General features: G+C 65.4%; 27 protein-coding genes and 1 riboswitch. Of the genes, 17 read left to right on the top strand and 10 right to left on the bottom strand.

The window, feature by feature from the left end:
* Positions 1–3: 3 nt before the first annotated feature.
* Together L6D75_RS23740 and L6D75_RS23735 are read right to left on the bottom strand one after the other, a co-directional pair.
* A complete protein-coding gene (locus L6D75_RS23740) occupies positions 4–768 on the bottom strand; it encodes an MHYT domain-containing protein (RefSeq protein WP_176517595.1) in 765 nt (254 codons plus the stop codon).
* A 103-nt stretch (positions 769–871) separates the two neighbouring features.
* Positions 872–1,753 carry a LysR family transcriptional regulator gene (locus L6D75_RS23735; protein WP_176517594.1) on the bottom strand — a complete coding sequence of 294 codons (882 nt, stop codon included), beginning with the start codon at positions 1,751–1,753 and terminating at the stop codon, positions 872–874.
* A gap of 95 nt (positions 1,754–1,848) precedes the next feature.
* On the opposite strand from L6D75_RS23735, the gene L6D75_RS23730 reads away from it, so the two are divergent.
* The 7 genes from L6D75_RS23730 to L6D75_RS23700 all read left to right on the top strand — a co-directional run bounded on the left by L6D75_RS23730 (position 1,849) and on the right by L6D75_RS23700 (position 9,341).
* The gene (locus L6D75_RS23730) at positions 1,849–3,291 is read left to right on the top strand and encodes an aldehyde dehydrogenase family protein (protein ID WP_176517593.1); all 1,443 of its coding nucleotides are present in this window, start codon (positions 1,849–1,851) and stop codon (positions 3,289–3,291) included.
* Between the two features lie 12 nt (positions 3,292–3,303).
* Positions 3,304–4,290, top strand: coding sequence for a dipeptidase (locus tag L6D75_RS23725; RefSeq protein WP_176517592.1), 987 nt, complete (start codon positions 3,304–3,306; stop codon positions 4,288–4,290).
* A gap of 52 nt (positions 4,291–4,342) precedes the next feature.
* Entirely contained in the window at positions 4,343–5,893 is a 1,551-nt protein-coding gene (locus tag L6D75_RS23720) for a BCCT family transporter (RefSeq protein ID WP_176517591.1), read from the top strand.
* Positions 5,894–5,920: 27 nt separating this feature from the next.
* Positions 5,921–7,615, top strand: a complete 1,695-nt coding sequence (locus tag L6D75_RS23715) for a hypothetical protein (RefSeq protein WP_176517590.1) — start codon at positions 5,921–5,923, stop codon at positions 7,613–7,615.
* A gap of 2 nt (positions 7,616–7,617) precedes the next feature.
* The gene (locus L6D75_RS23710) at positions 7,618–8,304 is read left to right on the top strand and encodes a DUF3726 domain-containing protein (RefSeq protein WP_176517623.1); all 687 of its coding nucleotides are present in this window, start codon (positions 7,618–7,620) and stop codon (positions 8,302–8,304) included.
* Between the two features lie 24 nt (positions 8,305–8,328).
* Positions 8,329–8,703, top strand: a complete 375-nt coding sequence (locus L6D75_RS23705; RefSeq protein ID WP_176517589.1) for a RidA family protein — start codon at positions 8,329–8,331, stop codon at positions 8,701–8,703.
* Positions 8,704–8,957: 254 nt separating this feature from the next.
* The gene (locus tag L6D75_RS23700) at positions 8,958–9,341 is read left to right on the top strand and encodes a tautomerase family protein (RefSeq protein ID WP_176517588.1); all 384 of its coding nucleotides are present in this window, start codon (positions 8,958–8,960) and stop codon (positions 9,339–9,341) included.
* A gap of 12 nt (positions 9,342–9,353) precedes the next feature.
* Here the strand turns inward: L6D75_RS23700 and L6D75_RS23695 are convergent, their stop codons facing one another.
* A complete protein-coding gene (locus tag L6D75_RS23695; RefSeq protein ID WP_176517587.1) occupies positions 9,354–9,515 on the bottom strand; it encodes a DUF2986 domain-containing protein in 162 nt (53 codons plus the stop codon).
* A 69-nt stretch (positions 9,516–9,584) separates the two neighbouring features.
* Here L6D75_RS23695 and L6D75_RS23690 point away from each other — a divergent pair, with 69 nt between their 5' ends.
* Both L6D75_RS23690 and ada read left to right on the top strand, forming a co-directional pair.
* Positions 9,585–10,199 carry a DNA-3-methyladenine glycosylase family protein gene (locus tag L6D75_RS23690; RefSeq protein ID WP_176517586.1) on the top strand — a complete coding sequence of 205 codons (615 nt, stop codon included), beginning with the start codon at positions 9,585–9,587 and terminating at the stop codon, positions 10,197–10,199.
* 79 nt (positions 10,200–10,278) lie between these two features.
* On the top strand, positions 10,279–11,355 hold the full coding sequence (gene ada, locus L6D75_RS23685; protein WP_176517585.1) for a bifunctional DNA-binding transcriptional regulator/O6-methylguanine-DNA methyltransferase Ada: 1,077 nt from the start codon (positions 10,279–10,281) through the stop codon (positions 11,353–11,355).
* A gap of 45 nt (positions 11,356–11,400) precedes the next feature.
* On the opposite strand, the gene L6D75_RS23680 is transcribed toward ada, so the two are convergent.
* The 3 genes from L6D75_RS23680 to L6D75_RS23670 all read right to left on the bottom strand — a co-directional run bounded on the left by L6D75_RS23680 (position 11,401) and on the right by L6D75_RS23670 (position 13,464).
* Positions 11,401–12,327 (bottom strand): ABC transporter substrate-binding protein, encoded by a 927-nt coding sequence (locus L6D75_RS23680; RefSeq protein ID WP_176517584.1) that lies wholly within the window; start codon positions 12,325–12,327, stop codon positions 11,401–11,403.
* Between the two features lie 21 nt (positions 12,328–12,348).
* Positions 12,349–12,741: a RidA family protein gene (locus L6D75_RS23675; RefSeq protein ID WP_176517583.1), complete on the bottom strand. Its 393-nt coding sequence runs from the start codon at positions 12,739–12,741 to the stop codon at positions 12,349–12,351.
* Positions 12,742–12,822: 81 nt separating this feature from the next.
* On the bottom strand, positions 12,823–13,464 hold the full coding sequence (locus L6D75_RS23670) for an HD domain-containing protein (protein WP_176517582.1): 642 nt from the start codon (positions 13,462–13,464) through the stop codon (positions 12,823–12,825).
* 132 nt (positions 13,465–13,596) lie between these two features.
* On the opposite strand from L6D75_RS23670, the gene L6D75_RS23665 reads away from it, so the two are divergent.
* Positions 13,597–14,568, top strand: a complete 972-nt coding sequence (locus L6D75_RS23665; protein ID WP_176517581.1) for a GlxA family transcriptional regulator — start codon at positions 13,597–13,599, stop codon at positions 14,566–14,568.
* A gap of 11 nt (positions 14,569–14,579) precedes the next feature.
* Here the strand turns inward: L6D75_RS23665 and L6D75_RS23660 are convergent, their stop codons facing one another.
* Positions 14,580–15,851 carry a RidA family protein gene (locus L6D75_RS23660; RefSeq protein WP_176517580.1) on the bottom strand — a complete coding sequence of 424 codons (1,272 nt, stop codon included), beginning with the start codon at positions 15,849–15,851 and terminating at the stop codon, positions 14,580–14,582.
* 337 nt (positions 15,852–16,188) lie between these two features.
* On the opposite strand from L6D75_RS23660, the gene L6D75_RS23655 reads away from it, so the two are divergent.
* The 7 genes from L6D75_RS23655 to L6D75_RS23625 all read left to right on the top strand — a co-directional run bounded on the left by L6D75_RS23655 (position 16,189) and on the right by L6D75_RS23625 (position 23,073).
* Complete coding sequence (locus L6D75_RS23655) at positions 16,189–17,223, top strand: L,D-transpeptidase (RefSeq protein WP_176517579.1); 1,035 nt, start codon at positions 16,189–16,191, stop codon at positions 17,221–17,223.
* A gap of 110 nt (positions 17,224–17,333) precedes the next feature.
* Positions 17,334–18,050 (top strand): murein L,D-transpeptidase catalytic domain family protein, encoded by a 717-nt coding sequence (locus tag L6D75_RS23650; RefSeq protein ID WP_176517578.1) that lies wholly within the window; start codon positions 17,334–17,336, stop codon positions 18,048–18,050.
* Between the two features lie 32 nt (positions 18,051–18,082).
* Positions 18,083–18,280: riboswitch (cobalamin riboswitch) on the top strand.
* 121 nt (positions 18,281–18,401) lie between these two features.
* Complete coding sequence (locus tag L6D75_RS23645; RefSeq protein WP_176517577.1) at positions 18,402–19,412, top strand: ABC transporter substrate-binding protein; 1,011 nt, start codon at positions 18,402–18,404, stop codon at positions 19,410–19,412.
* 134 nt (positions 19,413–19,546) lie between these two features.
* Positions 19,547–20,533: a DUF1852 domain-containing protein gene (locus L6D75_RS23640; RefSeq protein ID WP_176517622.1), complete on the top strand. Its 987-nt coding sequence runs from the start codon at positions 19,547–19,549 to the stop codon at positions 20,531–20,533.
* A gap of 27 nt (positions 20,534–20,560) precedes the next feature.
* Positions 20,561–21,592 (top strand): methionine synthase, encoded by a 1,032-nt coding sequence (locus tag L6D75_RS23635; RefSeq protein ID WP_176517576.1) that lies wholly within the window; start codon positions 20,561–20,563, stop codon positions 21,590–21,592.
* Between the two features lie 25 nt (positions 21,593–21,617).
* On the top strand, positions 21,618–22,127 hold the full coding sequence (locus L6D75_RS23630) for a flavin reductase family protein (RefSeq protein ID WP_176517575.1): 510 nt from the start codon (positions 21,618–21,620) through the stop codon (positions 22,125–22,127).
* Positions 22,128–22,143: 16 nt separating this feature from the next.
* Positions 22,144–23,073, top strand: coding sequence for a LysR family transcriptional regulator (locus L6D75_RS23625; protein ID WP_176517574.1), 930 nt, complete (start codon positions 22,144–22,146; stop codon positions 23,071–23,073).
* 11 nt (positions 23,074–23,084) lie between these two features.
* On the opposite strand, the gene L6D75_RS23620 is transcribed toward L6D75_RS23625, so the two are convergent.
* Genes L6D75_RS23620 through L6D75_RS23610 form a run of 3 tightly spaced genes read right to left on the bottom strand, consistent with a single transcriptional unit; the run spans position 23,085 to position 25,518 of the window.
* The gene (locus tag L6D75_RS23620) at positions 23,085–24,308 is read right to left on the bottom strand and encodes an amidohydrolase family protein (protein ID WP_176517573.1); all 1,224 of its coding nucleotides are present in this window, start codon (positions 24,306–24,308) and stop codon (positions 23,085–23,087) included.
* A 55-nt stretch (positions 24,309–24,363) separates the two neighbouring features.
* Positions 24,364–24,834: a cyanase gene (gene cynS / locus L6D75_RS23615; protein WP_176517572.1), complete on the bottom strand. Its 471-nt coding sequence runs from the start codon at positions 24,832–24,834 to the stop codon at positions 24,364–24,366.
* 24 nt (positions 24,835–24,858) lie between these two features.
* A complete protein-coding gene (locus L6D75_RS23610; protein ID WP_176517571.1) occupies positions 24,859–25,518 on the bottom strand; it encodes a carbonic anhydrase in 660 nt (219 codons plus the stop codon).
* Positions 25,519–25,560: the final 42 nt, after the last annotated feature.

Raw genomic sequence — 25,560 nt, 5'->3', positions numbered from 1 at the left:
GGCCTAGCGCCGGTCCAGCAGGCGCGCCAACAGGAAGGTCGCCGCCACCGCCAGCACCACGGCGGTGGCGATCGATGGCAGCGTGCCCCAGGTTTCGATCGAGGCCTTCACGGCCAGGTAGAAGCCCAGCATGCCCACCGCGCCAATGGCATTGCCGCGCACGATCGCCCCCAGCTCCTGGTGCCCGCCCTGAACGTGGGCGAACACCGCCAGCGGCCAGGCAATAACCGGGATCGGCGCCAGCAAGCCGCTGGCCACCGGCCCCAGCCACTGGGCACTGGCCGTGATCGCCACCAGCAGCAAGGTGGCCGTGAGCATGCGCATGGGGATGACCCAACGCGGCAACGCCACCACCTTGGGCGGGGCACTGTCAGCCTTGGGCCGGGTGACCACGATGATCACGCTGAGCAGCGCCAGGGTCACTGCAACAGAAGCCGTCAGCACCCCCAGCCGGCTCATCAGCCAGGCGCTGACCGCGTACACCGCCAACGCCGCCAGGCAACCGATGAGCGCCGAAACCCGCCGCGTCACCAGGAAGTAGAACAGGTAGGTGGCCTGAACCGCAGCCAGCCCCGCCAAGGCCCCGGGCACAGCCTGCAAGGCGAACCCCGCGCCCTGCTCCAGGCTCAGAAACAGGATCACCAGCGCCGAGGTGACCGGCAGGCCCGAGAGCAGGCCGCCAATCTTGGTGCCCCAGCGCTTGGACGCCAAGGAGATGGCCAGCATGAGCGTGGGGGTGATGAGAAATTTCAGGTAGAAGGCAGTCATGAAAGGCACGGCAGGCTCTGGGACACGGACCGGCATCATACCTCAGCGAAGCAGCGGCACCGATGCCGACAGCCTGCTCAGCCATGCCACCAACGGCTGAGCGTCAGCCCGCCATCTGCGCCTGCAGAAATTCGCGCAGCGCCTGCGCGGCCGGCGACAGGCTGCGCCCCTTGCGTGTCAGCAGGCCGATCTGCCGTTCGACCTTGGGCGCCGCCAGGGGCAGGAAGGCAAGTTTTTCGTTCTCCTGGGGGAAGGCCAGGTAAGGCAAGGTGCTGATGCCCACGCCCTGCTCCAGCATGGCGATCAGCGAAATCATGTTGGACACGAACAAGCGGCTGTGCGCCAGCAGCGCCTCGGCCTCGCTGCCCTCCAGCAGCCGCGAGGTGCCGTTGCGCACCATCGCCAGCCCCTGCAGCTGCGACCAGTGCAAGGGCGCGCCGGCCTGCGCCAACGGGTGGTCGGCGCGGCACACCACGCCCACCTGGTCGTGCAGCAGCGGCGCGAAGTCGAGCTGCTCGTCCTGCGCCCACAGGCTGCTGATGCCGAAATCCACCTGCCCCTGGGCCAGCAGCTGTTGCACCCGCTCGGCCGTGGCGTCCTGGATGCTCACCTGCACGTTCGGGTGCTCGGCCACGAAGCGCGCCAACGGCCCCGGCAGCAGGCGGCTGGCCACCGAGGGCACGGTGGCGATGCTGACCTGGCCGATTTCGTGGTGGGCCAGCAGGGTCACCTCGCGGGCGATGCGGTCGTGGTGTTCGAGCAGGCCGCGAAACAGCGGCAGGCAGTGCTCGCCGAAGGGCGTCAGCTCCACCCGGCCACCGCCCTTCTCGACCAGGGCCTGGTCGAGCTTCTGCTCGAGCTCGCGCACCGCCAGCGAGATTGCCGGCTGGGTGCGGCAGGCCTGGCGGGCGGCGGCATGGAAGCTCTTGAGTTCGGCGACCAGCACGAAGTAGCGCAGCTGGGCGATTTTCAGCTCGGGCAACATGGTTAGCGTTCCTTATCAAAGCATTTTTTTTATTAATTTTTATTTGCCCCATATTGCTCGCAAGATGAACGCCAGGCAAACAGAGGCTTTCATCCATGTCACACAACACCTACAAGAACTACATCGATGGCCAATGGTGCGAGGGCCAGGGCTGCATCGCCAACCACAGCCCCTCCGACACCGGCGACCTGATCGGCGAGTACCACCAGGCCACCGCCGAGCAGGCCCTGCAAGCCATCCAGGCCGCCCGCGCCGCGCAACCGCAGTGGGCCGCCAGCGGCCTGGAAGCCCGCCAGCAGGTGCTGATGGCCATCGGCGACGAGCTGATCGCACGCAAGGCCGAGCTCGGCGAGCTGCTCTCGCGTGAAGAAGGCAAGCCGCTGGCCGAGGGCATCGGCGAAGTGCAGCGCAGCGGCCAGTTCTTCCACTACTACGCCGCCGAAGTGCTGCGTCAGATGGGCGAAACCGCCAGCTCCGTGCGCCCCGGCATCGACATCGAAGTGCACCGCGAGCCAGTGGGCGTGGTCGGGGTCATCACCCCGTGGAACTTCCCCATGGCCACCGCCGCCTGGAAGATCGCCCCGGCCCTGGCCTTCGGCAACGCCGTCGTGTTCAAGCCGGCCAACCTGGTGCCGGCCAGCGCCTGGGCGCTGAGCGAGATCATCAGCCGCCAAGGCCTGCCCCATGGCACCTTCAACCTGGTCATGGGCAGTGGCGCCAGCGTCGGCGAAACCCTGGTGCAATCGCCCGATATCGACGCCCTGACCTTCACCGGCTCGCTGCAGACCGGCCGCCGCGTGGCCGTCGCCACCGCCGCCAACCTGGTGCGTTGCCAGCTGGAAATGGGCAGCAAGAATGCCCTGGTGGTGATGGATGACGCCGACCTCGAGCTGGCGGTGGAATGCGCGCTCAATGGCGCGTTCTTCGGCACCGGGCAAAAGTGCACGGCCTCCTCGCGGCTGATCGTCTGCGACGCCATCCACGACCGCTTCGTCGACGCGCTGCGCCTGCGCATGCGCCAGCTCAAGGTCGGCCACGCTCTGCATCCCGGGGTGCAGATCGGCCCGGTGGCCGAGGCCCGGCAACTGGAGCAGAACCTGGAATACCTGCGCCTGGCCCAGGCCGAAGGCGCCACCTTGATCGAAGGCGGCGAACGCCTGCAGCTGGAGAGCGACGGCTACTACATGCGCCCGGCGTTGTTCGTCGATACCCGCAACGACATGCGCATCAACCGCGAGGAAGTGTTCGGCCCGATCGCCTGCGTGATCCGCGTCAGCGGCTTCGAACAAGCCCTGGCCACGCTCAACGATACCGCCTACGGCCTGACCGCCGGCATCATCACCCAGTCCCTGCGCCATGCCAGCGAATTCAAGCGCCGCGCCCAGACCGGCTGCGTGATGGTCAACCTGCCCACTGCCGGCACCGACTACCACGTGCCGTTCGGCGGGCGCAAAGCCTCCAGCTTCGGCCCGCGCGAGCAAGGCCAGTACGCCCGCGACTTCTACACCGTGGTCAAGACCACCTACCTGCGGCCCTGAAGGATGACCAGCATGAACGACCTCCTGATGATCGACGGCCTGCAGTACTCCAACTGGAGCCCGGAAATATTCCAGCAGATGCAGGCCGGTGGCCTGAGCGCGGTGCACGCCACCATCGCCTACCACGAAAACGCCCGCGAAACCCTGTCGCGCCTGGGCGAGTGGAACCGCCGCTTCGAGACCTGGCCCGAGCTGATTCGCCCGGTGCGCAGCGCCGGCGACATCCGCCTGGCCCAGCAAGAAGGCCGGGTGGGCATCTTCTTCGGCTTCCAGAACTGCTCGCCGATCGAGGACGACATTGCCCTGGTCGAGGTGTTTCGCCAGCTCGGCGTGTTCGTCATGCAGCTCACCTACAACAACCAGAGCCTGCTCGCCAGCGGCTGCTACGAAAGCGAGGACAACGGCATCAGCCGCTTCGGCCGCCAGGTGATCGCCGAGATGAACCGGGTCGGCATGCTCATCGACATGTCCCACAGCGCCGAACGCAGCACCCTGCAAGCCATCGAGCTGTCCAGCCGGCCGGTGATCGTGTCGCACGCCAACCCGGCAAGTTTTCATGCCGCCAAGCGCAACAAGTCTGACGCGGTGCTGCGCGGCATCGCCGAATCCGGCGGGCTGCTGGGCTTCAGCACCTACCCCTTCCACCTCAAGGACGCCTCGGCCTGCAGCCTGGAAAGCTTCTGCGACATGGTCGCGCGCACGGCCGACCTGATGGGCGTGGAGCACATCGGCATCGGCACCGACCTGTGCCAGGCGCAGCCGCTGGCGGTGCTGGAATGGATGCGCAACGGGCGCTGGAGCAAGGACAAGGACTACGGCGAGGGCTCCAAGGACAACGCCAACTGGCCGGCGCCGCTGCAGTGGTTCCGCGACAGCCGCGATTTCCCCAACATCGCCCGGGGCCTGCGCGCCCGGGGCTTTGCCGAAGACGATGTACGCAGGATCATGGGGCTCAACTGGCTGCGCCTGCTGGAAACCGCCAGCACGCCGCACGCCTGAGCCGCGCACGGACAGCATCGACAATAACAACAAAGCAGCTTCCGGAGGCTTCATGAAAAACCCCACCACCCTGCCGGCCGAAGGCCAGGCCCTGGGCCTGCCGCTGGCGCGGGACATCGACTGGCCGCTGTTTCTGATCAGCGGCGGTTTCCTGGCCGCGTTCCTGGTTGCGGCGCTGGTCGACATCGACGCGGTGTCGGCGCTGGTCAACACGTTGTTCGCCTGGTCGACGCGGTTCTTTGGCTTGTACTGGCAGGTGCTGATGCTGGCGACCTTCGCGGTCAGCCTGGTGATCGGCTTCTCGCGCTGCGGGCGGGTGCGCCTGGGCGGCGTCGACCAGCGCCCGGACATCAGCACCTTCAACTGGATCGCGGTGATCATGTGCGCCCTGCTCGCCGGTGGCGGCGCGTTCTGGGCGGCGGCCGAGCCGCTGATGCACTTTGCCAGCCCACCGCCGCTGTTCGCCGGCGTGCAGCCGCACAGCGAAGCAGCAGCCACCGCGGCGCTGGCGCAGTCGTTCGTGCACTGGGGCTTTCTTGCCTGGGCGGTGCTCGGCAGCCTGCTGGCGATCGTGCTGATGCACCTGCACTACGACAAGGGCCTGCCGCTGGCCCCGCGCACCCTGCTCTACCCGCTGTTCGGCGAGCGTGCGCTGAAAGGGCCGATCGGCACCCTGGCCGACGCCACCTCGATCATCGCCGTGGTCGCCGGCACCATCGGCCCGATCGGCTTTCTGGGCCTGCAGATCAGCAGCGCCATGCACGCAGTGTGGGGCGTGCCCAATGGCATCGTCACCCAGTCGCTGACCATCGTCCTGGTCACGGCGATGTACACGGTGTCGTGCCTGGTGGGGCTCAAGGGCATCCGTTTCGTCAGCGAGATCAACGTGTGGCTGATGATCGGCCTGGCGCTGTTCATGGTGCTGTGCGGGCCGACGCTGTTCATCCTCGGCGGCTTCCCGGCGGCCTTTGCCCTGCACGTCGAGCAGTTCATCCCGATGACGCTGTTCCGCGCCGACCCTAAGTGGCTGGACTGGTGGACGGTGTTCTACTGGGGCTGGTTCATCGGCTATGCCCCCATGGTGGCGCTGTACGTCGCGCGGATCTCGCGGGGCCGCACCATTCGCGAGATCATCATGACCTTGTCGATCATCGCCCCGCTGGTGACCATGTTCTGGTTCACCGTGGTCGGCGGCACCGGCATCGGCCTGGAACTGCAGACCCCCGGCATCGTCACCGCCCATGGCACCCAGGCCGAGGACCTGCTGCTGGGGGTGACCCAGAACCTGCCGTGGGGCGGCCTGATCAGCGCGCTGTTCCTGTTTCTGAGCTTCATTTCGGTGGCCACCAATGGTGATGCCATGGCCTTCACCGTGGCCCTGGCGATGTCCAGCAACGACAAACCGAAGAAATGGCTGTGCGGCTTCTGGGCCATCGGCATGGGCCTGGCGGCGGTGGTGCTGATCACCATCGGCGCAGGCGGTGTCACGGCCTTGCAATCCTTTATCGTCATCACCGCGGTGCCGGTGTCGCTGGTGATTCTGCCAGCGTTGTGGGATGCCGTGCGCATCGCCCGGCACATGGCCCGCGAACAAGGCGTCTGAACCATGATGCATGCAGGTACAACAACAATGAGCAACCCCGCGTTCGCCCCCACAGGGCTGCGCCCGGCCAGCCAGGTCATGGACCTGGCTCGCCTGGGCAGCCACTTCCAGAGCCCCTTGAGCTTCGTGCGCAGCAGCCTGCGGCGGATGATGAACCAGCGCTGGCAGATCAGCCGCAGCCGCTTCGACCTCGACGGCAACGGCTTCGGCACCGCCATCTACCGCATCGACACGCCCAACGCGCACTACCACTGCGTGATCTTCTCGGCCTACCTGCCGCCGGAAAAGCGCAGCGACCGGGTGATCGCCGACCAGTGGGACGTGGCCTTCGTGCTGCTGGCAGGTGACGTCGACGCGGCGCAACTGGCCGACCTGCAGCGCAATGTGCCGCTGCAGGAAGCCGGCCGCTTCGATGCCCGGGTGCTGGTGCTGTCGCGGGCCAACCGCAGCCTGCGCAACTTCGACCGCTTCCTCGCGGCGCTGGCCGAAGGCAACCAGCCCGACCCGCGCCAGCTGGCCGAAGTCGGCTACCTGTACCGCACCACCGCGGTGTACGGCAATGGCAAGTTCGGCATCGCCGACTTCGCCTGCCTGCAGGGCAACCCGGACTTCGACCAGCCGTTCAGCGCGCAGATGTTCACGGTGTACCTGCTGCGCCATTTCAGCATCGAGCAGATCGAGCACATGGCCCGCGCCCTCGCTCCGCAACGGGCGGTGCCGTTGGCGCCGGCGCTGCAGCGTTACCTGGGGGTCGGCAATGCCACCGGGTTGGGGATGGCGCCGTTTCTGATCAACCACCCGCAGCTCGTCGAGCGCTGGATCGCCACACGGGAACGCGCATTGGCCCTGGTGCTGGCACAAGCTCCGAGCCCTGAAAGGCTGGCCCGCCTGCGCGCGCTGCTGGCCAGGGCCCAGGCGCACCTTGCGCAGACCTGCACCGAAGACCAGCGCCAGCACGAGCAAGACCTGCGCACCCTCGCCGAGCTCGCCCGCCTCGGCGACTGGCTCGACACCCAAGCCTGCAGCGCCGGCCTCTGGCAGCGCCTGCAGGGCTGGAGCGAAGCCCAGGCCGGGGTCGGTTGCCAGGAGCTGCTGGTCAGCCTGCTGCTGGAGCTGTACCCCGAACAGGTCACGCCGCTGGCCGAGCAGATGGGCGTGGTCGAAGGCTGCCAGCTGGATGCGCAGATGCCGCTTGCGCAGCTGCGCGAGCTGATCGAACAGCACTATGCCTGGGCCTTGGCCTACGACTTCAGCGACGTGCAGGCCGAGCACTTCTTCTGGTACCGCTCTGCGGAAAAAGAAGAACCCCGCCTAGGCATGCGCCACCAGGAGCCGGGCGCCGAGAAGGAAATGCAGCTGGGCATCGCGCGCAATATCCAGCGCTGCCACAGCGCCCTGCTCGCCCACCTGGGCACCCAGCCCCAGGCGCTGACGGCGCATTTCCTGATCGCCCAACCCGGCTTCAAGGGCACGGTCCGCCGCCTGCAAGGCATGGCGCGCACCGCCTATGGCGAGATCCGCGCCAACCTGCTGGCCGAGGGCATGCTGCCGATCCACCTGCTGCGCTGCAAGCTGGCGTTTTTCGGCGCCGGCAAGTTCGACCCGAAATCCAGCCGCTGGGTGCGCATCACGCTGTTCCAGGGCGCGCCCCTGGTTGCCGACATCGGCCAGCCGTTCACCGATGACTGGAATTTCGCGGTCATGCCGCAGGAGGGTGTGTGACCATGCGCGTATCGCTCAACGAGATCCAGGTGATGTGCCGCAAGGCCTTCGAAGGCATGGGCTTTGCGCCCGGTGACTGCGAGGATGCCGCCGAGCTGGTCGGCTGGCTGCACCTGCAAGGGCTGGACGGCGTCGGCACGCTGGCCAAGGCGCTGGATTACCTGCACAGCGAAGCCGCACGGCCCTACAGCCTGTGCCATGAAGACAGCGCCCTGCTGGTGATCGACGCCCAGGGCCAGAGCGTGCTGCGCTGCGCCGCCACCGTGGTGGAGCTGGCACTGGGCAAGGCCCTGCGCGACGGCCAGGCCGTGCTGCGCATCCAGCAGTGCCACAACCGCCTGCTGTTGCTGGGCTACCTGAGCCGGGCGGCCGAACGCGGCCTTGCGGTGCGCGCCCAGTGGGGCGATGCACGCCAGCGGCATGTGGCGACGTTCGCCGCTGGCGCCAGCTGCCCCGCCCTGCACAGCGAAGCCGCCGAACCTTGCGCAGAACAAAGCATCACCGTGCTGTTCAGCCGGCCGACGCAAGCCGCTACAGCGGCGGTCACCCGCGTCGGCACGCTGAGCCAGGGTTTCGTGGTGAGCGAGCAGACCTGGCAGCGGCTGCAGCAGTTCGCCGAACAGATCCTGGTCGAGAGCACCGAAGCCTCGCGCCGTCATGGCGCTGGCGGTGGTAGCGATGCCGACTGATTGCCAACCTTCAGGAACCCTTCAATGAAACATGCGATCAAGACCGACCTGTATGCCTCCAAGGCGCCGCTGGAATGGGCGGTGGTGGGCAATGGCACGCTGTACACTGCACAGATCCCGATCGACGCCCAGGGCCAGGTGGTGCCCGGCGGCATCGAGGCCCAGACCCGCCAGACCCTGGACAACCTGCGCCACACCCTGGAGGCGGCGGGCGCCTCGCTGGACGACGTGACCCAGGTGCTGATCTATGTGACCGACCGCAGCTATCTGGCGACGGTCAACAGCCTCTATGGCCAGTACTTCCAGCCCCCCTACCCCAACCGCGCCGCCGTGGTGGTGGCCGGGCTCGCCCGCGAAGAGATGCTGGTGGAGTTGGTTGTCTACGCTTGTGTGCCTTAGCCCACAAGCAAGGGTCGCACACTTCTCCTGTGGGAGCCCACAAGCCAAGGCTCGCGTACTTCTCCTGTGGGAGCCGGCTTGCCGGCGATGAGGCCAGGGCAGGCAACCCTGAGTGTCAGCTCGGGCCCCATCGCCGGCAAGTCGGCTCCCACAGTAGGTGCAACGCACACGCTTTTGGATAGTACTGCCCCACCCAGCTATCGTTACTGTCGCACTGCCAACCCGCCGCAGCGTTCCCCTTCGAGGAGCCCGACATGCCACTGGTACGCATCGACATCAGACGCCAGCCCAACCCCACCCACCTGCAGACCCTGGGCAAGGTGGTCTACGCCGCCATGCGCCAGACCATCAACGTGCCGGAGCACGACAACTTCCAGGTGCTGACCGAACACGACAGCGACAAGCTGGTGAACGACCCACACTACCTGGGCATCCAGCGCACCGAGGCCCAGGTCTTCATCCAGATCACCCTCAACGAGGGCCGCACCCTGGAGCAGAAGAAAGCGCTGTACCTGGCCATCGCGCAAGGGCTCGAGCGCGAAGCCGGCGTGCGCCCGGAGGATGTGTTCATCAACCTGGTCGAGGTGCGCAAGGAGAACTGGTCGTTCGGCAACGGCATCGCCCAGTACGCGAACTGACCGCCGCAGGCGTCACTCTTGAACGACAGCAATGCCGTCGAGGGCGGCCTGTTCGGCCATTTTCAGGCGCTCGGCCTTGCAGATGTACTTGGGTTTGCTGCGCGGGGCCAGCTTGGCGCTGGCTTTCTTGGCGTGGGCTTGCATCAGCTGTTTGATTTTCTTGCGGCGGTTCATACGGAGCTCGGTAAAAAAGAGATACGCTTGCAGCCTACACTGTTAACGCTGGCTGTTGGAGCGCCCGCCGTGACTTATGCAAATGCCGCCCTGTTCCTGCAGGGCCTGGACGACGAATGGGCGCGCCACATCAGCGCCATCGGCCCCTGCCGCCATGAAACCAAACCGGCCCGCGAGCCCTACGAAGCGCTGATTCGCGCCATCGCCTACCAGCAACTGCACGTCAAGGCCGGCGATGCGATCCTGGGGCGGTTTCTGGCGCTCTATCCCGACCAGGCATTCCCCGCTGCCGACGCCTTGCTGGCCACGGACGCCGAACGGCAAAGGGCCTGCGGCTTTTCCGCGAACAAGCTGGCGACTGTCCGCGCGATTGCCCAGGCGCGCCTGGATGGCGTGGTGCCGACGCTGGCCGAGGCCCAGGCGATGAGCGACGCCGAGCTGGTCGAGCGCCTGGTGTCGCTGCGCGGTGTCGGCCGCTGGACGGTGGAAATGTTCCTGATCTACAGCCTGGAGCGGGCCGACATCCTGCCGGTCGACGACTTTGGCGTGCGCGAGGGTTACCGGCGCCTCAAAGGCCTGGAAAAAGCCCCGACGCCGCGCCAGATGCGCGAAATCGGCGAACCCTGGAGCCCCCACCGCACCACCGCGGCCTGGTACCTGTGGCGCGTGCCCCAGGCCAGGTGAATTCAAGCGCAAGAACCGGAGTGCTTGCGCAGCGAGGGGTTCATAGACTGGCCCCACTCCCCCTTAGCGAGATTGCGCCATGAACCTGCCCAAGCCGTCGAGCGCCCCTTTCAACACGGATGAACAACGCTGGGCCGCCGTGCAGGCCCGCGACCCCGCCGCGGACGAGCATTTCGTGTATGCCGTGCGCACCACCGGCGTGTACTGCCGGCCCAGCTCCAGCGCGCGCCGCCCCAAGCGCGAAAACGTCATGTTCTTCAACGACGCAGCGCAGGCCGAGGCCGCCGGTTTTCGGCCAAGCCTGCGCGCCTCGCGCGACCAGACCGGCGCCCGCGAACAGCGCGCCGCGCTGGTGGCCAAGGCCTGCCGGCTGATGGACGCCTCGCCCACGCCACCCACGCTCGACGAACTGGCGGCGCAACTGGGCCTGAGTGCCTTTCACTTCCACCGCCTGTTCAAGGCCGAAACCGGCCTGACGCCCAAGGCGTATGCCTCGGCCACCCGCGCCCGCAAGCTGCGCGAAGAACTGGGCCAGGGCGAAACCTCGGTGACCGACGCCATCTACGGCGCCGGCTTCAATTCCAACAGCCGCTTCTACGCCACCTCCGAGCAACTGCTGGGCATGCGCGTGAAGGCCTACCGGGATGGCGGCGTGGGCACGGCCATTCGCTTTGCCATCGGCGCCTGTTCGCTTGGGGCGATCCTGGTCGCCCAGAGCCAGCGCGGCATCTGCGCGATCCTCCTGGGCGAAGACCCGGAGGCGCTGCTGACCGATCTGCAGGACCAGTTTCCCAAGGCCCAGCTGATTGGCGCCGACCCGCAGTTCGAGGCCCTGGTCGCCCAGGTGGTGGGCTTCATCGAAGCGCCCTCGCTGGGCCTGAACCTGCCCCTGGACATCCAGGGCACGGCGTTTCAGCAGCGCGTCTGGCAAGCGCTGCGCGAGATCCCGCCAGGTGCGACGGCCAGCTACAGTGACATCGCCGAACGCATCGGCGCGCCCAAGGCCGTGCGGGCGGTGGCCCAGGCCTGCGCGGCCAACCACATCGCGGTGGCGATCCCCTGCCACCGGGTGGTGCGCCGTGATGGCGACATCTCGGGTTATCGCTGGGGCGTGGAGCGCAAGCGCGAGCTGCTCGATCGCGAGTCCGGCCATTGACCGCGCCACGGCTATGGCGGCTGCTGGGCAATGACGGCAAGCCCCTCAATCCGCCGCCTGCAATGCCTTGAACTGCTCCCCAAGCGCCAGCGCCACACGGCCGCTGGCCGGCGTGGGCATCAGGTGGGTGAACGGGATGTCGATCATGCGCTGCTCGCGCACGGCGCGCAGGCGCGACAGCACCGGGTCACGCAGCAGCAGTTGGCGCTTGCGGCTGGCGGGCGACCACACGGCGTCGGCTAGCAGGATCACGTCCGGGTCACTCAGCAACAAGGTCTCGCGGCTGGCGTTGACGCGGTACAGGTCGATGTCGGCAAACACATTTCGCGCCCCGGCAGCCGCCAGCAACTGGGTGACGAAGCCGCGCTTGCCCTGGCTGTCGAGGCCTTTGATTTCGCTGTCCAGGTAGAACACCGACAGCGGTTTGCTGGCGCTGCCCAGCGCCCGGGCGCGGGCCAGGTCGCGGTCCATGGAGGTGATCAGTTCGCCGGCCTTCCGTTGCCGGCCCAGCAACGCCCCCAGGGTGGCCAGGTCGTGACGCACATGGCCGAAGTAATCCAGCGAATGGCCGTCGCACGCTGACTCCAGCAGGTAGGAGGCAATGCCATTGGCGCCCAGTGCGCTTCTCGAGGTGATGCCGGCGCCGAACGCCGAAGCGAAACCGCCCACCACCAAGTCGGGCCTTTGCGCGTACAGCACTTCGCTGGCCGGGTACTCGCGGGCGATCACCGGCACGCCGGCGTACTGCCCCTGGCGCCAACCCGCGCCATTGTCATCGAGGTAGGCCACGCCGACCAGCGCAGGGCCGGCGTCCAGCGCCAGCAGCAGATCGGCCGCATGCTGGTTGAGGGCGACGATGCGCGAAGGTGGCGACGGGGGCAGGTTCCACTGCTGCGCGCAGTTGCGGTAAGTGCCGGCCACGGCCGGCACGGTGAAAAGCGCTGCAAGCAACAGCCCCCAAGCCTTACTCATGGAATTTGCTCTCCAAAAGCGCTAGCGCTGCACGGCAATGCACTTGATCTCCACCAGCAGGCCCGGCCTTGCGAGTTCACTGACGCCTATGCACGTCCATGCACAGGTGCCCCTTGGAAAGACCTGATCCTTCACACGCCTGAAGGTTGGCATGTGGCGGTGCATGTCGACGTGATAGGTCGTCATCTCCACCACATCTTCAAAGCTGCAGCCACCGGCGCTCAAGACCAGCCGCAGGTTTTCCCATGCGGCCAGAAACTGCTGCTGCGGGTCTTCGATGACTGTCAGCTGCGCGGTACGCCCTACCTGGCCTGCGCAGTAGAGCGTCTTGCCAACTTTTACCGCTGGGGCGTAGCCCGCCTGCTCGCTAAGCAACTTCATCTGCTCTGGAATGATGATCTGGCGATCGGTCATGGCCTGGCTAACTCAGGAAATGGACGGATGGCAAACCTACGCGAGTACGTGCGTGCCGTCCATGCATGTGCGCGCCAGCGCTCAACTGGGCCAGCACGACTGGCGAATCACGCTGCAGAAGTTGCCAGGCCGGAATCCCGGCTCCTTGTCCGCGATCACATCGGCCTTGACGTTGCCGAAGGTGGTCTGCGGCTTGTGCCGGATGCCTTCGTAGAACGCCTGGATGATCGCTTCCTTGAACTGCTCGCCACGTGGGTGCGCCTGCACCACGGCCTCTCGCGCCGCACTGCCGAGCCCTTCGTGGTGCAGGCCGAGCACGTCGGTTTCGACACCTGCGGTCACCAGCGCAATCAGCGGGTGCATGTGTTCCGGGATGCCGGGCGTGGTGTGCAGGGCAATGGCCGTCCAGACCCGCTCGACATCGCGCTCGTCGACGCCGTGGCGCTGCAGGAAATCGCGCGCGGCGTTGGCCCCGTCGACCTCGAAGCGGCAGCAATCGCTGCTGTGCGAGTGGGTCAGGCCCATGTCATGGAACATGCAGCCGGCGTACAGCAGCTCGCTGTCGTATTTCAGCCCCAGGCGCTGGCCGGCCAGGGCGGCGAAATAGAAGACCCGGCTGGAGTGGTGGTAGAGCAGCGGCGATGCCGTGTCGCGCACCAGCTCGGTGATTTCTCGCGCCATGGCGCTGTCGGGGATGTGGATGCCGGCAATGGATGTGGACATGTGCGTACCTCGGAGGGGTGGATGACCCGTCCAGTCTGCTGGGCGCCGCCTATGTCCTCAATTGACTTGACCAGTCAGATACTGCCATTGTCGGCGCCATACAGCCTTGCCCGCGCCCCTTGAGAAACCGCCATGCCCAAACAGCCGATCACCCTTGCCATCCTGGCATTGCCGGGCGTTCAACTGCTCGATGCCTGCGGCCCGCTCGATGTATTCGCCGAGGCCAACCGGCAGCTCGGCCATCAGGCCTACCGCCTGCTGTTGCTGGCCTGCGAACCGGGGCCGCTGGTGAGTTCCTCGGGCACGCGGCTGCTGGCCGATGGCTGGATAGGCGACGAACTGCCAGCGCTCGACACCTTGCTGGTGGCAGGCACCCCGCAGGCGGCCGAGCAGTACCTGCGCCCCGGCATTCTCGATTGGCTGCGCCAGCGCGCAGGCGCCTGTCGGCGCTACGGCTCGGTGTGCACCGGGGCCTTTGCCCTGGCGGCTGCGGGGCTGCTGGATGGGCGGCGGGTGACCACCCACTGGTCGGTGGCGGCGCCGCTGGCTGCGCGCTATCCCGCGGTACAGGTCGATGCCGATGCCATCCAGGTGCACGACGGCAAACTGCGCACCGCAGCCGGGGTAACCGCCGGGCTGGACCTGGCCCTGGCCCTGGTCGAAGAAGACCTGGGCCACGAAATGGCCAAACAGGTTGCGGGGCATCTGGTGATGTACTTCAAGCGCCCGGGCGGGCAATTGCAGTTCAGCCGCCAAGGCGCCAGTTCGCCGGCCGGGCGTTCGGCGCTGCAGGGCCTGCAGCGCTACATCGCCGCCAACCCGGCCGAGGGCCATGGCATTGCCGCCCTCGCCGCCCGTGTCGGCCTGAGCCCGCGGCATTTTGCCCGGGTGTTCCACAGCGAGGTGGGCATGACCCCGGCGGCCTGGGTCGAACTGGCCCGGGTCAACGCCGCCAGGGCGCGCCTGGAAGCAGGCCGCGAAGCGCCCAAGCAGGTGGCGGCCGCCTGCGGCTTTGCCAATGCCGACACCTTGCGCCGCGCCTTCGTCCGCCACGTGGGGGTAACGCCTGCGGAGTACCGCAAGCGCTACGGGCGCGTGGGCTGAACGTTCGCCGGCTACTGGCCTGGCGGGGTGCCTTCAGCGTTTGCCAGCACCACATCGACTTGTACCCGCGCGTTCTCGGGCAGCGCGGACACGCCAACCACCCTGCGTGCAGGCACGCCATCGGGGAAGAACGCCGTGTACACCTCGTCCACGGCGGCAAGGTCCTGGATATCGGCAAGGAAGACGTTGACCTTGACCACATCACTCAGGGCGTGGCCGATGCTTTCGACAATCGCCTTGACGTTGTTCAGGCATTGCTGCGCTTGCTCTTTCACACCCCCGCTCACCAACTTCCCGGTACTGGGGTTCAAAGGCAGTTGCGCAGAGAGGTGGTTGTAGTGCGAGAAGGCGACCGTTTGCGTGGACAGCGGGTGCAGGGGCGCACGGGGCGTGTTGTTTGCCTTGATGACAATCCCGTGGCGGTCTTCGACAACTTGCGGTGGCGTGCCATCGCCGTGGGAGATGACGGCTTCTATCTGCACCAACGCATCCATGGGCAACCCTGAGGCCACCACGACCGTGCGCGCGGGGAAGTAAGCGACTGCCCTGGCAATGGCCGAGTCGGGGAAGAAGGTTTTGTACACCTGGTCGACCTGCGCGAGGTCCGAAAGGTTTTTCACGAAGAGGGTGATCTTGACGATGTCATCGAAAGGCACGTCCATGCCTTCGAGGATCGCCTTGATGTTTTTCAGGCACTGCGCCGCCTGCTCCTTGGCACCGCCTGCCACCAACTTGCCGGTTTGCGGGTCGATCGGCAGTTGCGCAGACAAGTTGTTGTAGTGCGAAAAAGCCACGGCCTGCGCGGACAGTGCGCTTGCCGGCGCACGCTCGGTATTGCACACCGTCTTGATCAGGTCGCCGGCCTGGGGGGCGTTTGGGATCGTGCCTACGCCATTGGAAAGCAAGGCTTCCACTTGCACCAGGGCATCCATCGGCAATGCGGCAACCGCGACAGTCGTCACCACCGGCACATAGCCTGGGAAATAGGCCGAATAGACGCTGTTGACGACTTCGGCATCGGCTATGTTGCGCAGGAAGATGCTGAGCCTGACCACATCCTCCAGTGTGTGGTCGACGCTTTGCACCACGGCCTTGATGTTCTTGAAACACTGCTCCGCCTGCGCCTTCACACCCCCTGCCACCACGGCACCGGATGCGGGGTCGATGGGTAACTGGGCGCTAAGGTTGTTGTAGTGCGAGAACGCGACACTTTGCGAATAAGGGCCAATGCCTTCTGGAGCATTGCCGGTATTTCTTGCCAATACGGCGTTGTAGCCACTCATGCTAGTACTCCCATCTTTCTGGATTTCACAGATTGAGTGGCAAGCAGATAATCCATTGCGCGATCGAAGGCTGCCACTGTGGGGCCGGGCGACTGGTTCACTGCCTTGAGGGCGGGTGAGCGAGTGTCAGGAGGGATGAAGCAGGGCAATTGTAGTGAGCGCTGGGTATCGCGCCATTGACCGGGCGCAATAATCGAAGCGAAGTGGCTGGCTGACAGATTGATTTGGAATAACTGCAATGGCGCGGATGTGGGATTAGTTGGCAAAACTGCACTGATTTGCCGGATAACGAAGGTTGCGATTAAGCTGCGCGCATGGCGCCATGAGGATGGAATCGATGTTGCGTGTATCGCTAGGAATGGCTTTGTTACTTGCCGGCGCACTGGCCACGGCAGCCCCACTCAAGGTGCCCAGCCCGGCCCAGCTCAGGAGCCAGCTCGACAGCCTCAAGCCGGGCCAGTTTCTCTGGTACCCGCAAGTCTCGCCGGTGGGCCCGGTCACGGTGGTGATCAGCCTCACCGAGCAGCGTGCCTACGTCTATCGCAATGGCATCGCCATCGGCGTCAGTACCGTGAGCAGCGGCAAGGCCGGGCGCGAAACCCCCACCGGGGTGTTCAGCATTCTGCAGAAGAAGGTCGAGCACAAATCCAGCCTCTACAACAGCGCCCCCATGCCCTACATGGAGCGCCTGACCTGGGACGGCATTGCCCTGCACGCGGGCCATCTGCCGGGCTACCCCGCCTCCCATGGCTGCGTGCGGCTGCCGATGGAATTTGCCAAGAAGCTGTATGAGGTCACCGGGTTCAGCTCGACCACCGTGATCGTCTCCGACACCCACAGTGCCCCGGTGGAGGTCTACCACCCCGGCGTGCTGGCGCCGACGGTCAGCGATGGCAAGGCCCAGGGCCCGCTGGTGTTGAACAACCAGCAGTTCTGGAGCGACCCCGACCCTGCCGCCGGGCCGCTGTCGATCCTGATCAGCCGCGCCGACCTTCGCGCCTACGTGTTTCGCGGCGGCCAGCTGATCGGCTCGGCGCCGGCGCTGACCCTGGAAAGCAGCCGCCATCGCAGCGGCATGGCGGTGTATTCGCTGCTGCAAAAACCGTCTGCCCTGGCACTGGACGGCGCGCTGCCGTTGCGCTGGTCGGTGGTGGGCCTGAGTAACCCGGAGTACGGGGACACGCCCTACGAGCAGCTGGGGCAGTTGAACATGAGCCCGGAATTTCGCCATCACCTGCGTGCGGCGATGGACGTCGGCACCATGCTGGTGATCACCGACTGGGCCTCCACCCGCGATACCCGCAGCAACGGCCAATTCACCGTGATCAGCACCGACGACGGCGAGGATGCTAAGCCATTGGTCAAGAAATGATCGGCAAACCTGTGAATTTCAAGCAAAGTAGCGGCCTTTGGCCTTCAATCAAGCTGAGTCTTCGCTTGATCTTGCTTGCGACCCCAGACAGGTCTTCAACAGGATAATCCATGTCGATGTTCGAACCTTTGCGGGGAGCCCTGCGGCTCTCAGCGGCCAGTATTGGCCTGTTTTTCCTCGGCGCCTGGCTACCCGCCCAGGCGCAATCACTGCCCAGCGCCGCCGAACTGCAGCAACTGGCGCCGAACGCCAGCGTCGAGACCCTGGCCCTGGCACTCACCGCCTACACCTGCGCCAGCCACAACGACCCGGGCAAGTTGCTGACGGTGATCGACTACTCCAAGGCCTCGCGTGACAAACGCCTGTGGGTGTTCGACCTGAACGCCCGCAAGCTGTTGTTCGAAGAGTGGGTGGCCCACGGCAAGAACAGCGGCGCCGATGTGCCGAGCACCTTCTCCAACGCGCCGAACAGCTACCAGTCCTCCATCGGCCTGTATGAAACCGGCCAGACCTACAGCGGCAAGCACGGCCGCTCGTTGCGCCTGCAGGGGCTGGAGCCTGGGTTCAACGACAACAGCATGTCGCGGGCGATCGTCATGCATGCCGCCGCCTATGCCGACCCCAAGGTGGTGCCCGGGCTCGGCCGCCTGGGCCGCAGCCAGGGCTGCCCTGCGGTGCGCCCGGCAATCGCCGGCAAGCTGATCGACACGCTGCAGCGTGGCAGCTACGTGTTCGCCTACTACCCGCAGCAGGACTGGCTGAAGAAATCGCACTTTCTCAACGACCAGAGCTGCCCGTTGCCGAACCAGTCGATTGCCAGCAAGTAGGCCCGCGCCCTTGTCCATCGCCTGGCAGATGGTCTAGGATGCCGCCCGCCGGTTTCCATCACGGAACTAATAGGGAATCCGTCGCTCGCCCGCATGCGAGCCAAACGGAACTGCCCCCGCAACTGTAGGTGCCGAGCCCGCTCCTGAAACGCCACTGGACACTCTCCGGGAAGGCAGGAGCCGGGCCATGACGCACCAGTCAGGAGACCTGCCGGCACACATTCACCAACCGGCGGGGTGTCCGGGATGGCCATCCTCTGCCCTGCCCTGGGCCTGCCCCGTGCCTGCACGGGGCAAGGTGATGCCTGTCCGTGCGCCTGTGCCGCGCAACGTTCGACAGGAGATCGCCCCATGCTGCCCCGCATCGCTGCCTTGCTCGGCGCATTGAGCCTGCCAGGCCTGGCCCAGGCTGGCGCCACGCACTACCCCCTGACGATCGACAACTGCGCTGCGCCGCAGACCTTTGCCCAGGCCCCGGCACGCGCCGTCAGCATCGGCCAGGCCGGCACCGAGATGCTCTATGCCCTGGGCCTTGGCAGCAAGCTCGCAGGCTCCTCGCTGTGGTTCAACAACGTGCTGCCCGAGTTCCAGGCGCAGGATGCCAAGGTCGAGCGCCTGGCCAACAACGAACCGAGCTTCGAGGCCGTGGTCGGCAAGCGCCCGCAGCTGGTGACGGTGCAGTTCGAGTGGATGGTCGGCCCCCAGGGCGCGGTCGCCACCCGCGAGCAGTTCGCCGAGCTGAAGATCCCGACCTACCTGCTGCCTTCGGACTGCGAAGGCAAGGACAACCTGGTCGGCGCCGACGGCACCCGTACCCAGTCCTTCAGGATCGAGACCCTCTACAAAAGTGTCAGCCAGCTGGCGGCGATCTTCGATGTGCAGGCCCGCGGCGAGGCGCTGAACCAACAGCTGCAGGGGCAGCTGGAACATGCCCGGCAACGGCTCGCCGGCAAGGACTTGTCGAACACCTCGGCGCTGTTCTGGTTCTCCAGCGCCGACCTTGCCCTCGACCCTTACGTGGCCGGCCGCCAAGGGGTGGCCGACTTCATGCTGCAGACCCTTGGCGTGCGCAATGTCGTGCAGTCCCACGAGGAATGGCCAACGGTCGGCTGGGAAACCCTGGCAAAAGCCAACCCCACCTGGATCATCATCGCCCGCATGGACCGCCGCCGCTTCCCGGCGGACGACCACCAGAAAAAACTCGAATTCCTGCGCAACGACCCGGTGACCCGGCAGATGGAGGCGGTCAGGCAGGGGCGCATCATCATCCTCGACGCCGACGCCATGCAGGCGGGGATTCGCCTGTTCCGCGGCCTGGAAACCCTGTCGAGCGCATTCGCAACCGGTGATGCCGGGCAATAAATACGCTTGCGCAGCGTGCGTCATGAACAGGGCTAAAGGTTTTGTGAATTCGTTTCAGTTCCACTCACTCAATACCTCAACCTAAAATGCGCCTCAATTAAGCGATTATAAATATTCGAGTGGGACCGCCAATCATGACGCAGGACATTTTCAACTTCGCGATCAACAGCATTCGTTTCGACGAACATTATCAGCCTGCTGAAAATACTCGCCTCACCACCAACTTTGCCAATTTGGCCAGGGGCGCGAGCCGCCAGCAGAACTTGCGCAATACCCTGCGCATGATCGATAACCGCTTCAATGCACTGGCCCATTGGGATAATCCCAAAGGCGACCGCTACAGCGTCGAGCTTGAAATCATTTCGGTGGCAATGACCCTGGATGCCGCACGCGGCGATAACGCCCTGCCGTTGATCGAAATACTGAAAACCTGCATCGTCGACCGACACACCGGCGCGCGCATCGAAGGCGTGGTGGGCAACAATTTTTCATCCTACGTGCGCGATTACGACTTCAGCGTCCTGCTGCTGGGGCACAACCAAGGCGCCTCGGCGTTCAGCACACCGGCACATTTTGGCGAGCTGCACGGCAAGCTGTTCAAGGCCTTCGTCAATTCCAGCGCCTATAAAGCGCATTTTGCCAAGCCGCCGGTCATCTGCCTGAGCGTGTCCAGCAGCAAGACCTACCAGCGCATTGAAAACCAGCACCCGGTGCTCGGCCAGGAATACCAGCAAGATGAATATTCCTTGACCGATGCGTACTTCCAGAAGATGGGCCTGAGCGTGCGTTACTTCATGCCGGCAAACAGCGTTGCGCCACTGGCATTCTATTTTGCCGGTGATTTGCTCAGCGATTACACCGCCCTTGAATTGATCAGCACCATCAGCACCATGGACACCTTCCAGAAGATCTACCGCCCGGAAATCTACAACGCCAACTCTGCCGCCGGCACGTCTTATCAGCCAAGTTTGCAGCACGAGGATTATTCGCTGACGCGTATTGTTTATGACCGGGAAGAACGCAGCCGCTTGGCCATCGAACAAGGGCGGTTTGTCGAAGAACACTTCATCAAACCTTACGGCGCGGTACTTGAGCAGTGGTCCAGCCACTACGCTGTCTGACATTCAGACACTACAAGGTCTTTTCTCGTGAATAAGCTGTTACCTACTTCGACTGCCGGCAGCCTGCCCAAACCCTCCTGGCTCGCGGAGCCCGAAACCCTCTGGTCGCCCTGGAAACTGCAGGATCAGGCCTTGCTCGACGGCAAGCAGGACGCCCTGCGCCTGGCGTTGCAAGAACAGCAACAGGCAGGCATCGACATCGTCAGCGATGGCGAACAGACCCGCCAGCACTTCGTCACCACCTTCATCGAACACCTGGACGGCGTTGACTTCGAGCAGCGTGAAACCGTCAGGATCCGTGACCGCTACGATGCCAGCGTGCCCACGGTGGTGGGTGCCGTCGCGCGGCGCAAGCCAGTGTTCGTCGAGGACGCCAAGTTCCTCCGCCAGCAAACCGGGCAACCCATCAAGTGGGCGCTGCCAGGCCCCATGACCATGATCGACACGCTGTACGACAGCCACTACAAGAGCCGCGAGAAACTGGCCTGGGAGTTTGCCAAGATCCTCAACCAGGAAGCCCGCGAGCTGGAAGCTGCTGGCGTCGACATCATCCAGTTCGATGAGCCTGCGTTCAACGTGTTCTTCGACGAGGTGAACGACTGGGGGGTGGCGACCCTGGAACGGGCCATCGAAGGCCTCAAGTGCGAAACCGCCGTGCATATCTGCTACGGCTACGGCATCAAGGCCAACACCGACTGGAAGAAGACCTTGGGCTCTGAATGGCGCCAGTACGAAGAAGCCTTCCCCAAGCTTCAGCAATCGAGCATCGATATCGTTTCGCTGGAATGCCACAACTCGCACGTGCCGATGGAGCTGATCGAACTCATTCGCGGCAAGAAAGTGATGGTCGGCGCCATCGACGTGGCCAGCCACGCGATCGAGACCCCCGAGGAAGTCGCCAACACCCTGCGCAAGGCGCTGCAATTCGTCGATGCCGACAAGCTCTACCCGTGCACCAACTGCGGCATGGCCCCGCTGCCGCGCCAGGTCGCGCGCGGCAAGCTCAATGCCCTGAGTGCCGGCGCAGCCATCGTTCGCAGCGAACTTTCGGGCCGTTGAAGGCCGCCAAACTTCAGGACTTGCCATGTCACCTTCCAGTATTGCCATCGAGCCATTGAGCTTTCGCAAGGCGCTCGGGCATTACGCCTCCGGCATCACGGTGATCACCTCACTGGTCGATGAGCAGCCGGTCGGCTTCACCTGCCAGTCGTTCCACAGCGTGTCGGTGAGCCCGCCGCTGGTGTCGTTCAGCGTGATGCGCGAATCGGCCAGCTACCCCGGCATGCGCAAGGCGGGCCGGTTCGCGGTGAACATCCTTGCCGGCGAACAGGTGGGCATTTCCAACCAGTTCGCCCGCAAGGGCAGCGACAAGTGGCAGGGCGTGCAATGGCAACCCTCGCCGCTGGGCAACCCGCTGCTTGCCGGCAGCCTGCACTGGCTTGATTGCGAAATCCACGCCGAACACGCCGCCGGCGATCACCTGATCGTGATTGGCGAAGTCAAAGCGCTGAACCTGCACGACACGGGCGCCACTCAACCCTTGCTGTACTACAAAGGACAATATTGCAACCTCGCCGCGCCTGGCGCGGCCTGAGCGCTTGCCTTCGCCCATGATCGACTTGAGATACCTGCGCACCCTGCATGCCCTGCGCGAAACCGACAGCCTGCCCGAGGCCGCCGAACGCCTGCACCTGACCCAGTCGGCGCTGTCCCACCAGTTCCGCGAGCTGGAAAACCGCATCGGCATGCCGGTGTTCGTGCGCAAGTCCAAACCGGTGCGTTTCACCACCGCCGGCCTCAAGCTGCTGCAGCTGGCCGACCAGGTACTGCCATTGATCCGCAGCACGGAGCGCAACCTGACCCGGCTGGCGGGCGGCACAGCGGAGCGGCTGCACATCGCCATCGAGTGCCACAGCTGCTACCAGTGGCTGATGCCCTCGCTCGACGAGTTTCGCGGCGCCTGGCCTGAAGTCGAACTGGACCTGGCCTCAGGCCTTTCCTTCGCGCCCCTGCCGGCCCTGGAGCGCGGCGACCTCGACCTGGTGGTGACCTCCGACCCGCTGCCCCTGCCCGGGATCACCTACGTGCCGCTGTTCGAGTACGAGGCGATGCTGGCCATCGACAAGCACCATGCCCTGCGCGAAAAGCCCTACCTGGAAGCTGCCGACATCGCCGGCCAGACCCTGATCACCTACCCGATCGAGCGAAACCGGCTGGACATCTTCACCCGCTTCTTCGACCCGGCCGACCTTGAGCCGGCCCAGGTGCGCACCGCCGAGATGACCGTGATGATGATGCAGCTGGTGGCCAGCGGCCGGGGCGTGTGCTGCCTGCCGAACTGGGCGCTGCACGAATACACCACACGCGGCTATGTCATCGCCAAGCGCCTGGGCGCCAAAGGCTTGCAGGCCACACTGTTCGCGGCGGTGCGCAGCGACATGCTCGAGGTGCCCTACATGAGTGATTTCTTGCTCACGGCCAAAGACATCTCCTTTGCAACGCTGGAGGGCGTCAACGCCGTTACCAGCAACGTGCACTGAGCGTCACGCGCTCAGAACCCCACCGAGCGGCGATGTTCGCAGGTGGCCACTACCCTGCCGCGCTTGAGCACCATCAGCCGCGCCGGCAGGTCGAGCACCACATCACTGACCGCACGGGTGTCCAGCAGCACCAGGTCGGCGTGCTTGCCCACGGCCAGCCCGTAGTCCTGTAGCCCCAGCGCCTTGGCCGGCGCCGTCGTCAGCATCGACAGCAAGGTGGCCTGGTCGTCCGCACCGCCCAGGTGGCAGGCCGGCAAGGCCAGTTGCGCGATGTTCAGCAGGTCGCCGGTGCCATAGGGGGTGAAGGCATTGCGGATGTTGTTGGTCGCCAGGCACACGTTCACCCCGCCATCACGCAGTGCCCGCACGGGGGTCAAGGTGCGGCGCACGTTGTGGCTGTCGCCGCGGGCGCCCAGGTGCAGGTCGGTGGCGGGCAGGCACATGACGCTGATGCCCGCCTCGCGCAGCAGCGCGATGATCGGCGCCTGGCGCTCGGGGGCGACCGCGCCGAGGCTGGTCAGGTGGCCCACGCTGACACGCCCTTGGTAGCCCTCGGCGATTGTCTTGCGGGCCACGTATTCGATGCTCATGCGCTCGGCGTCGTCGGCAAAGTCCTGGTGCAGGTCGATATCCTTGCCAAAGCGCTTGGCCAGGTCGAAGACGAAGTCGATGTGCTCATGGGGCGAGCTGTCGTTGTACGGGATGCCGCCGACGACATCGGCGCCCTTTTCCATCGCCTGGACCATCATGTCTTGCATGCCAGGCAGCTTGAGAATCCCTTCCTGGGGGAAGGCGACCACCTGGATATCGATGAAATCGCGGAAGGTTTCGCGCAGTTCCAGCACCACATCCAGGCCGGTGAAGCCCTGCGCCGGGTCGAACTCGGCGTGGGCGCGAACATGGGTGCTGCCCGCCTGCACCAGTGCGCGCAGCACCTGGGTGGAACGCGCGAGGATGTCGTCACGGGTAAGGCTTGGCTTGAGCGCGGCGGTCACGGCGATGGCTTCTTGCAAGGTGCCGGAACGGTTGGCCTTGCGGTGCATGACGTGGGCTTTTTCCAGGTGCAGGTGGCCCTCGACGAAGCCTGGGATCAGCACCTTGCCGTTGCCCTGCACTTCTTGCCTGGCCTGGCCGGCAATGGCCGGGGCGATCGCTGCGATCCTGCCGCCCTGCACGGCGACATCCTGCAGCGGTTGCGCATCATCGATGCGCACACTTCGAAAGATCAGGTCCATGCGCTTCACTCCTACAGGCCCGGCGCCGTGGGGCGCCAGGCCGATCAGCGGGGTATCAGAAAGGTTTGGTCGGCAGGTACTTGCCATCCAGCGTGATCACCGCGCGGGAGCCGCCTTCGGGGTCTTCGACCTTCTTGATGTCGAGCTTGAAGTTGATGGCACTGATGATGCCGTCACCGAACTTCTCGTGGACCAGCGCCTTCAGCGTGGTGCCATAGACCTGCAGCATCTCGTAGAAGCGGTAGATCGTCGGGTCGGTCGGCACACCGCGCTCCATGCAGCCACGCACCGGCACGGTCTGCAGCAGGGCAATGCCATCGACGTCGAGGCCAAGCTTGTCACCGACCACCTGGGCGGCGCTGGCCGGCAGCGGGTGCTGGCCGAGCAAGGCGGCGGTGACGAAGGCTTCGGACAGGCCGGTGCCCTCGGTGATCTGCGCATACGACAGGTCCTTGCGGGCCTTGGCCATGAGGATGACTTCGGTCAGGGCCTGGCGAACGCTCTGGGTGGCTTGGGACTGGATCATGGGGTGTCTCCTTGGGGTAATGGTTCAGGCAACGTGCTTGGGTTGATGGGATACGGCGTGTACTTGCGGGTTGGCGGCCAGCGGCAGGAACCGGCCAGTGCGGCCATCGAAGGCGTCGATGCGCCCGCTCTCGATGTCGTAGACCCAGCCGTGCAAGGTGACGCGGCCTTCTTCAAGGGCCAGGCGCACCGAGGGGTGGGTCTGGATGTTGGCCAGCTGGGCGATGACGTTCTCGCGCACCATGGCCTCGACCTTGCTGTGCCGGTCCTGATGCTGGCGGGCTTCGTTGACCACCCGGGCGGAGTCGGCGTAGCGCAGCCAGCCGGCCACGGCGGGCATGTGGTCCAGGCACTTGCAGGTGGCGATGGCGGTCATGGCGCCGCAATCGGAATGCCCGCAGATGACGATGTCGGCGACCTGCAGCGCGGCCACCGCATACTCGACCGAGGCCGACACGCCGCCAGGCTCGGGGCCGTAGGACGGCACGATGTTGCCGGCGTTGCGGATGACGAACAGCTCGCCCGGTTCGCGCTGGGTGACCAGCTCCGGCACCAGGCGGCTGTCGGAGCAGGAGATGAACAGCGCCCGTGGGCTTTGCTGGGTGGCCAGGTCCTTGAACAGCTTGACCCGCTCGGGGAAGGCGTCTTGCTGGAATTTCAGGAAGCCGTCGATGATCTCTTTCATGGCTGTTGCCTCTGTCTGGCGTGGTGTGAGGCAAAGGTTACG

Origin of the sequence: Pseudomonas faucium, from assembly GCF_021602585.1 — a bacterium.
Lineage (GTDB): Bacteria > Pseudomonadota > Gammaproteobacteria > Pseudomonadales > Pseudomonadaceae > Aquipseudomonas > Aquipseudomonas faucium.
This window is presented reverse-complemented; position numbering and strand designations above follow the sequence as displayed.

Coding starts and splice junctions, on each gene's coding strand:
- L6D75_RS23715 (WP_176517590.1), top strand. CDS start 5,921: ATGAGCAACCCCGCGTTCGCCCCCACAGGGCTGCGCCCGGCCAGCCAG.
- L6D75_RS23620 (WP_176517573.1), bottom strand. CDS start 24,308: ATGGACCTGATCTTTCGAAGTGTGCGCATCGATGATGCGCAACCGCTG.
- L6D75_RS23640 (WP_176517622.1), top strand. CDS start 19,547: ATGACGCAGGACATTTTCAACTTCGCGATCAACAGCATTCGTTTCGAC.
- L6D75_RS23740 (WP_176517595.1), bottom strand. CDS start 768: ATGACTGCCTTCTACCTGAAATTTCTCATCACCCCCACGCTCATGCTG.
- L6D75_RS23705 (WP_176517589.1), top strand. CDS start 8,329: ATGAAACATGCGATCAAGACCGACCTGTATGCCTCCAAGGCGCCGCTG.
- L6D75_RS23675 (WP_176517583.1), bottom strand. CDS start 12,741: ATGACCGATCGCCAGATCATCATTCCAGAGCAGATGAAGTTGCTTAGC.
- L6D75_RS23650 (WP_176517578.1), top strand. CDS start 17,334: ATGTCGATGTTCGAACCTTTGCGGGGAGCCCTGCGGCTCTCAGCGGCC.
- L6D75_RS23735 (WP_176517594.1), bottom strand. CDS start 1,753: ATGTTGCCCGAGCTGAAAATCGCCCAGCTGCGCTACTTCGTGCTGGTC.
- L6D75_RS23710 (WP_176517623.1), top strand. CDS start 7,618: ATGCGCGTATCGCTCAACGAGATCCAGGTGATGTGCCGCAAGGCCTTC.
- L6D75_RS23645 (WP_176517577.1), top strand. CDS start 18,402: ATGCTGCCCCGCATCGCTGCCTTGCTCGGCGCATTGAGCCTGCCAGGC.
- L6D75_RS23730 (WP_176517593.1), top strand. CDS start 1,849: ATGTCACACAACACCTACAAGAACTACATCGATGGCCAATGGTGCGAG.
- L6D75_RS23665 (WP_176517581.1), top strand. CDS start 13,597: ATGCCCAAACAGCCGATCACCCTTGCCATCCTGGCATTGCCGGGCGTT.
- L6D75_RS23720 (WP_176517591.1), top strand. CDS start 4,343: ATGAAAAACCCCACCACCCTGCCGGCCGAAGGCCAGGCCCTGGGCCTG.
- L6D75_RS23630 (WP_176517575.1), top strand. CDS start 21,618: ATGTCACCTTCCAGTATTGCCATCGAGCCATTGAGCTTTCGCAAGGCG.
- L6D75_RS23660 (WP_176517580.1), bottom strand. CDS start 15,851: ATGAGTGGCTACAACGCCGTATTGGCAAGAAATACCGGCAATGCTCCA.
- L6D75_RS23725 (WP_176517592.1), top strand. CDS start 3,304: ATGAACGACCTCCTGATGATCGACGGCCTGCAGTACTCCAACTGGAGC.
- L6D75_RS23695 (WP_176517587.1), bottom strand. CDS start 9,515: ATGAACCGCCGCAAGAAAATCAAACAGCTGATGCAAGCCCACGCCAAG.
- L6D75_RS23700 (WP_176517588.1), top strand. CDS start 8,958: ATGCCACTGGTACGCATCGACATCAGACGCCAGCCCAACCCCACCCAC.
- L6D75_RS23670 (WP_176517582.1), bottom strand. CDS start 13,464: ATGTCCACATCCATTGCCGGCATCCACATCCCCGACAGCGCCATGGCG.
- L6D75_RS23610 (WP_176517571.1), bottom strand. CDS start 25,518: ATGAAAGAGATCATCGACGGCTTCCTGAAATTCCAGCAAGACGCCTTC.
- L6D75_RS23655 (WP_176517579.1), top strand. CDS start 16,189: ATGTTGCGTGTATCGCTAGGAATGGCTTTGTTACTTGCCGGCGCACTG.
- cynS (WP_176517572.1), bottom strand. CDS start 24,834: ATGATCCAGTCCCAAGCCACCCAGAGCGTTCGCCAGGCCCTGACCGAA.
- L6D75_RS23625 (WP_176517574.1), top strand. CDS start 22,144: ATGATCGACTTGAGATACCTGCGCACCCTGCATGCCCTGCGCGAAACC.
- ada (WP_176517585.1), top strand. CDS start 10,279: ATGAACCTGCCCAAGCCGTCGAGCGCCCCTTTCAACACGGATGAACAA.
- L6D75_RS23680 (WP_176517584.1), bottom strand. CDS start 12,327: ATGAGTAAGGCTTGGGGGCTGTTGCTTGCAGCGCTTTTCACCGTGCCG.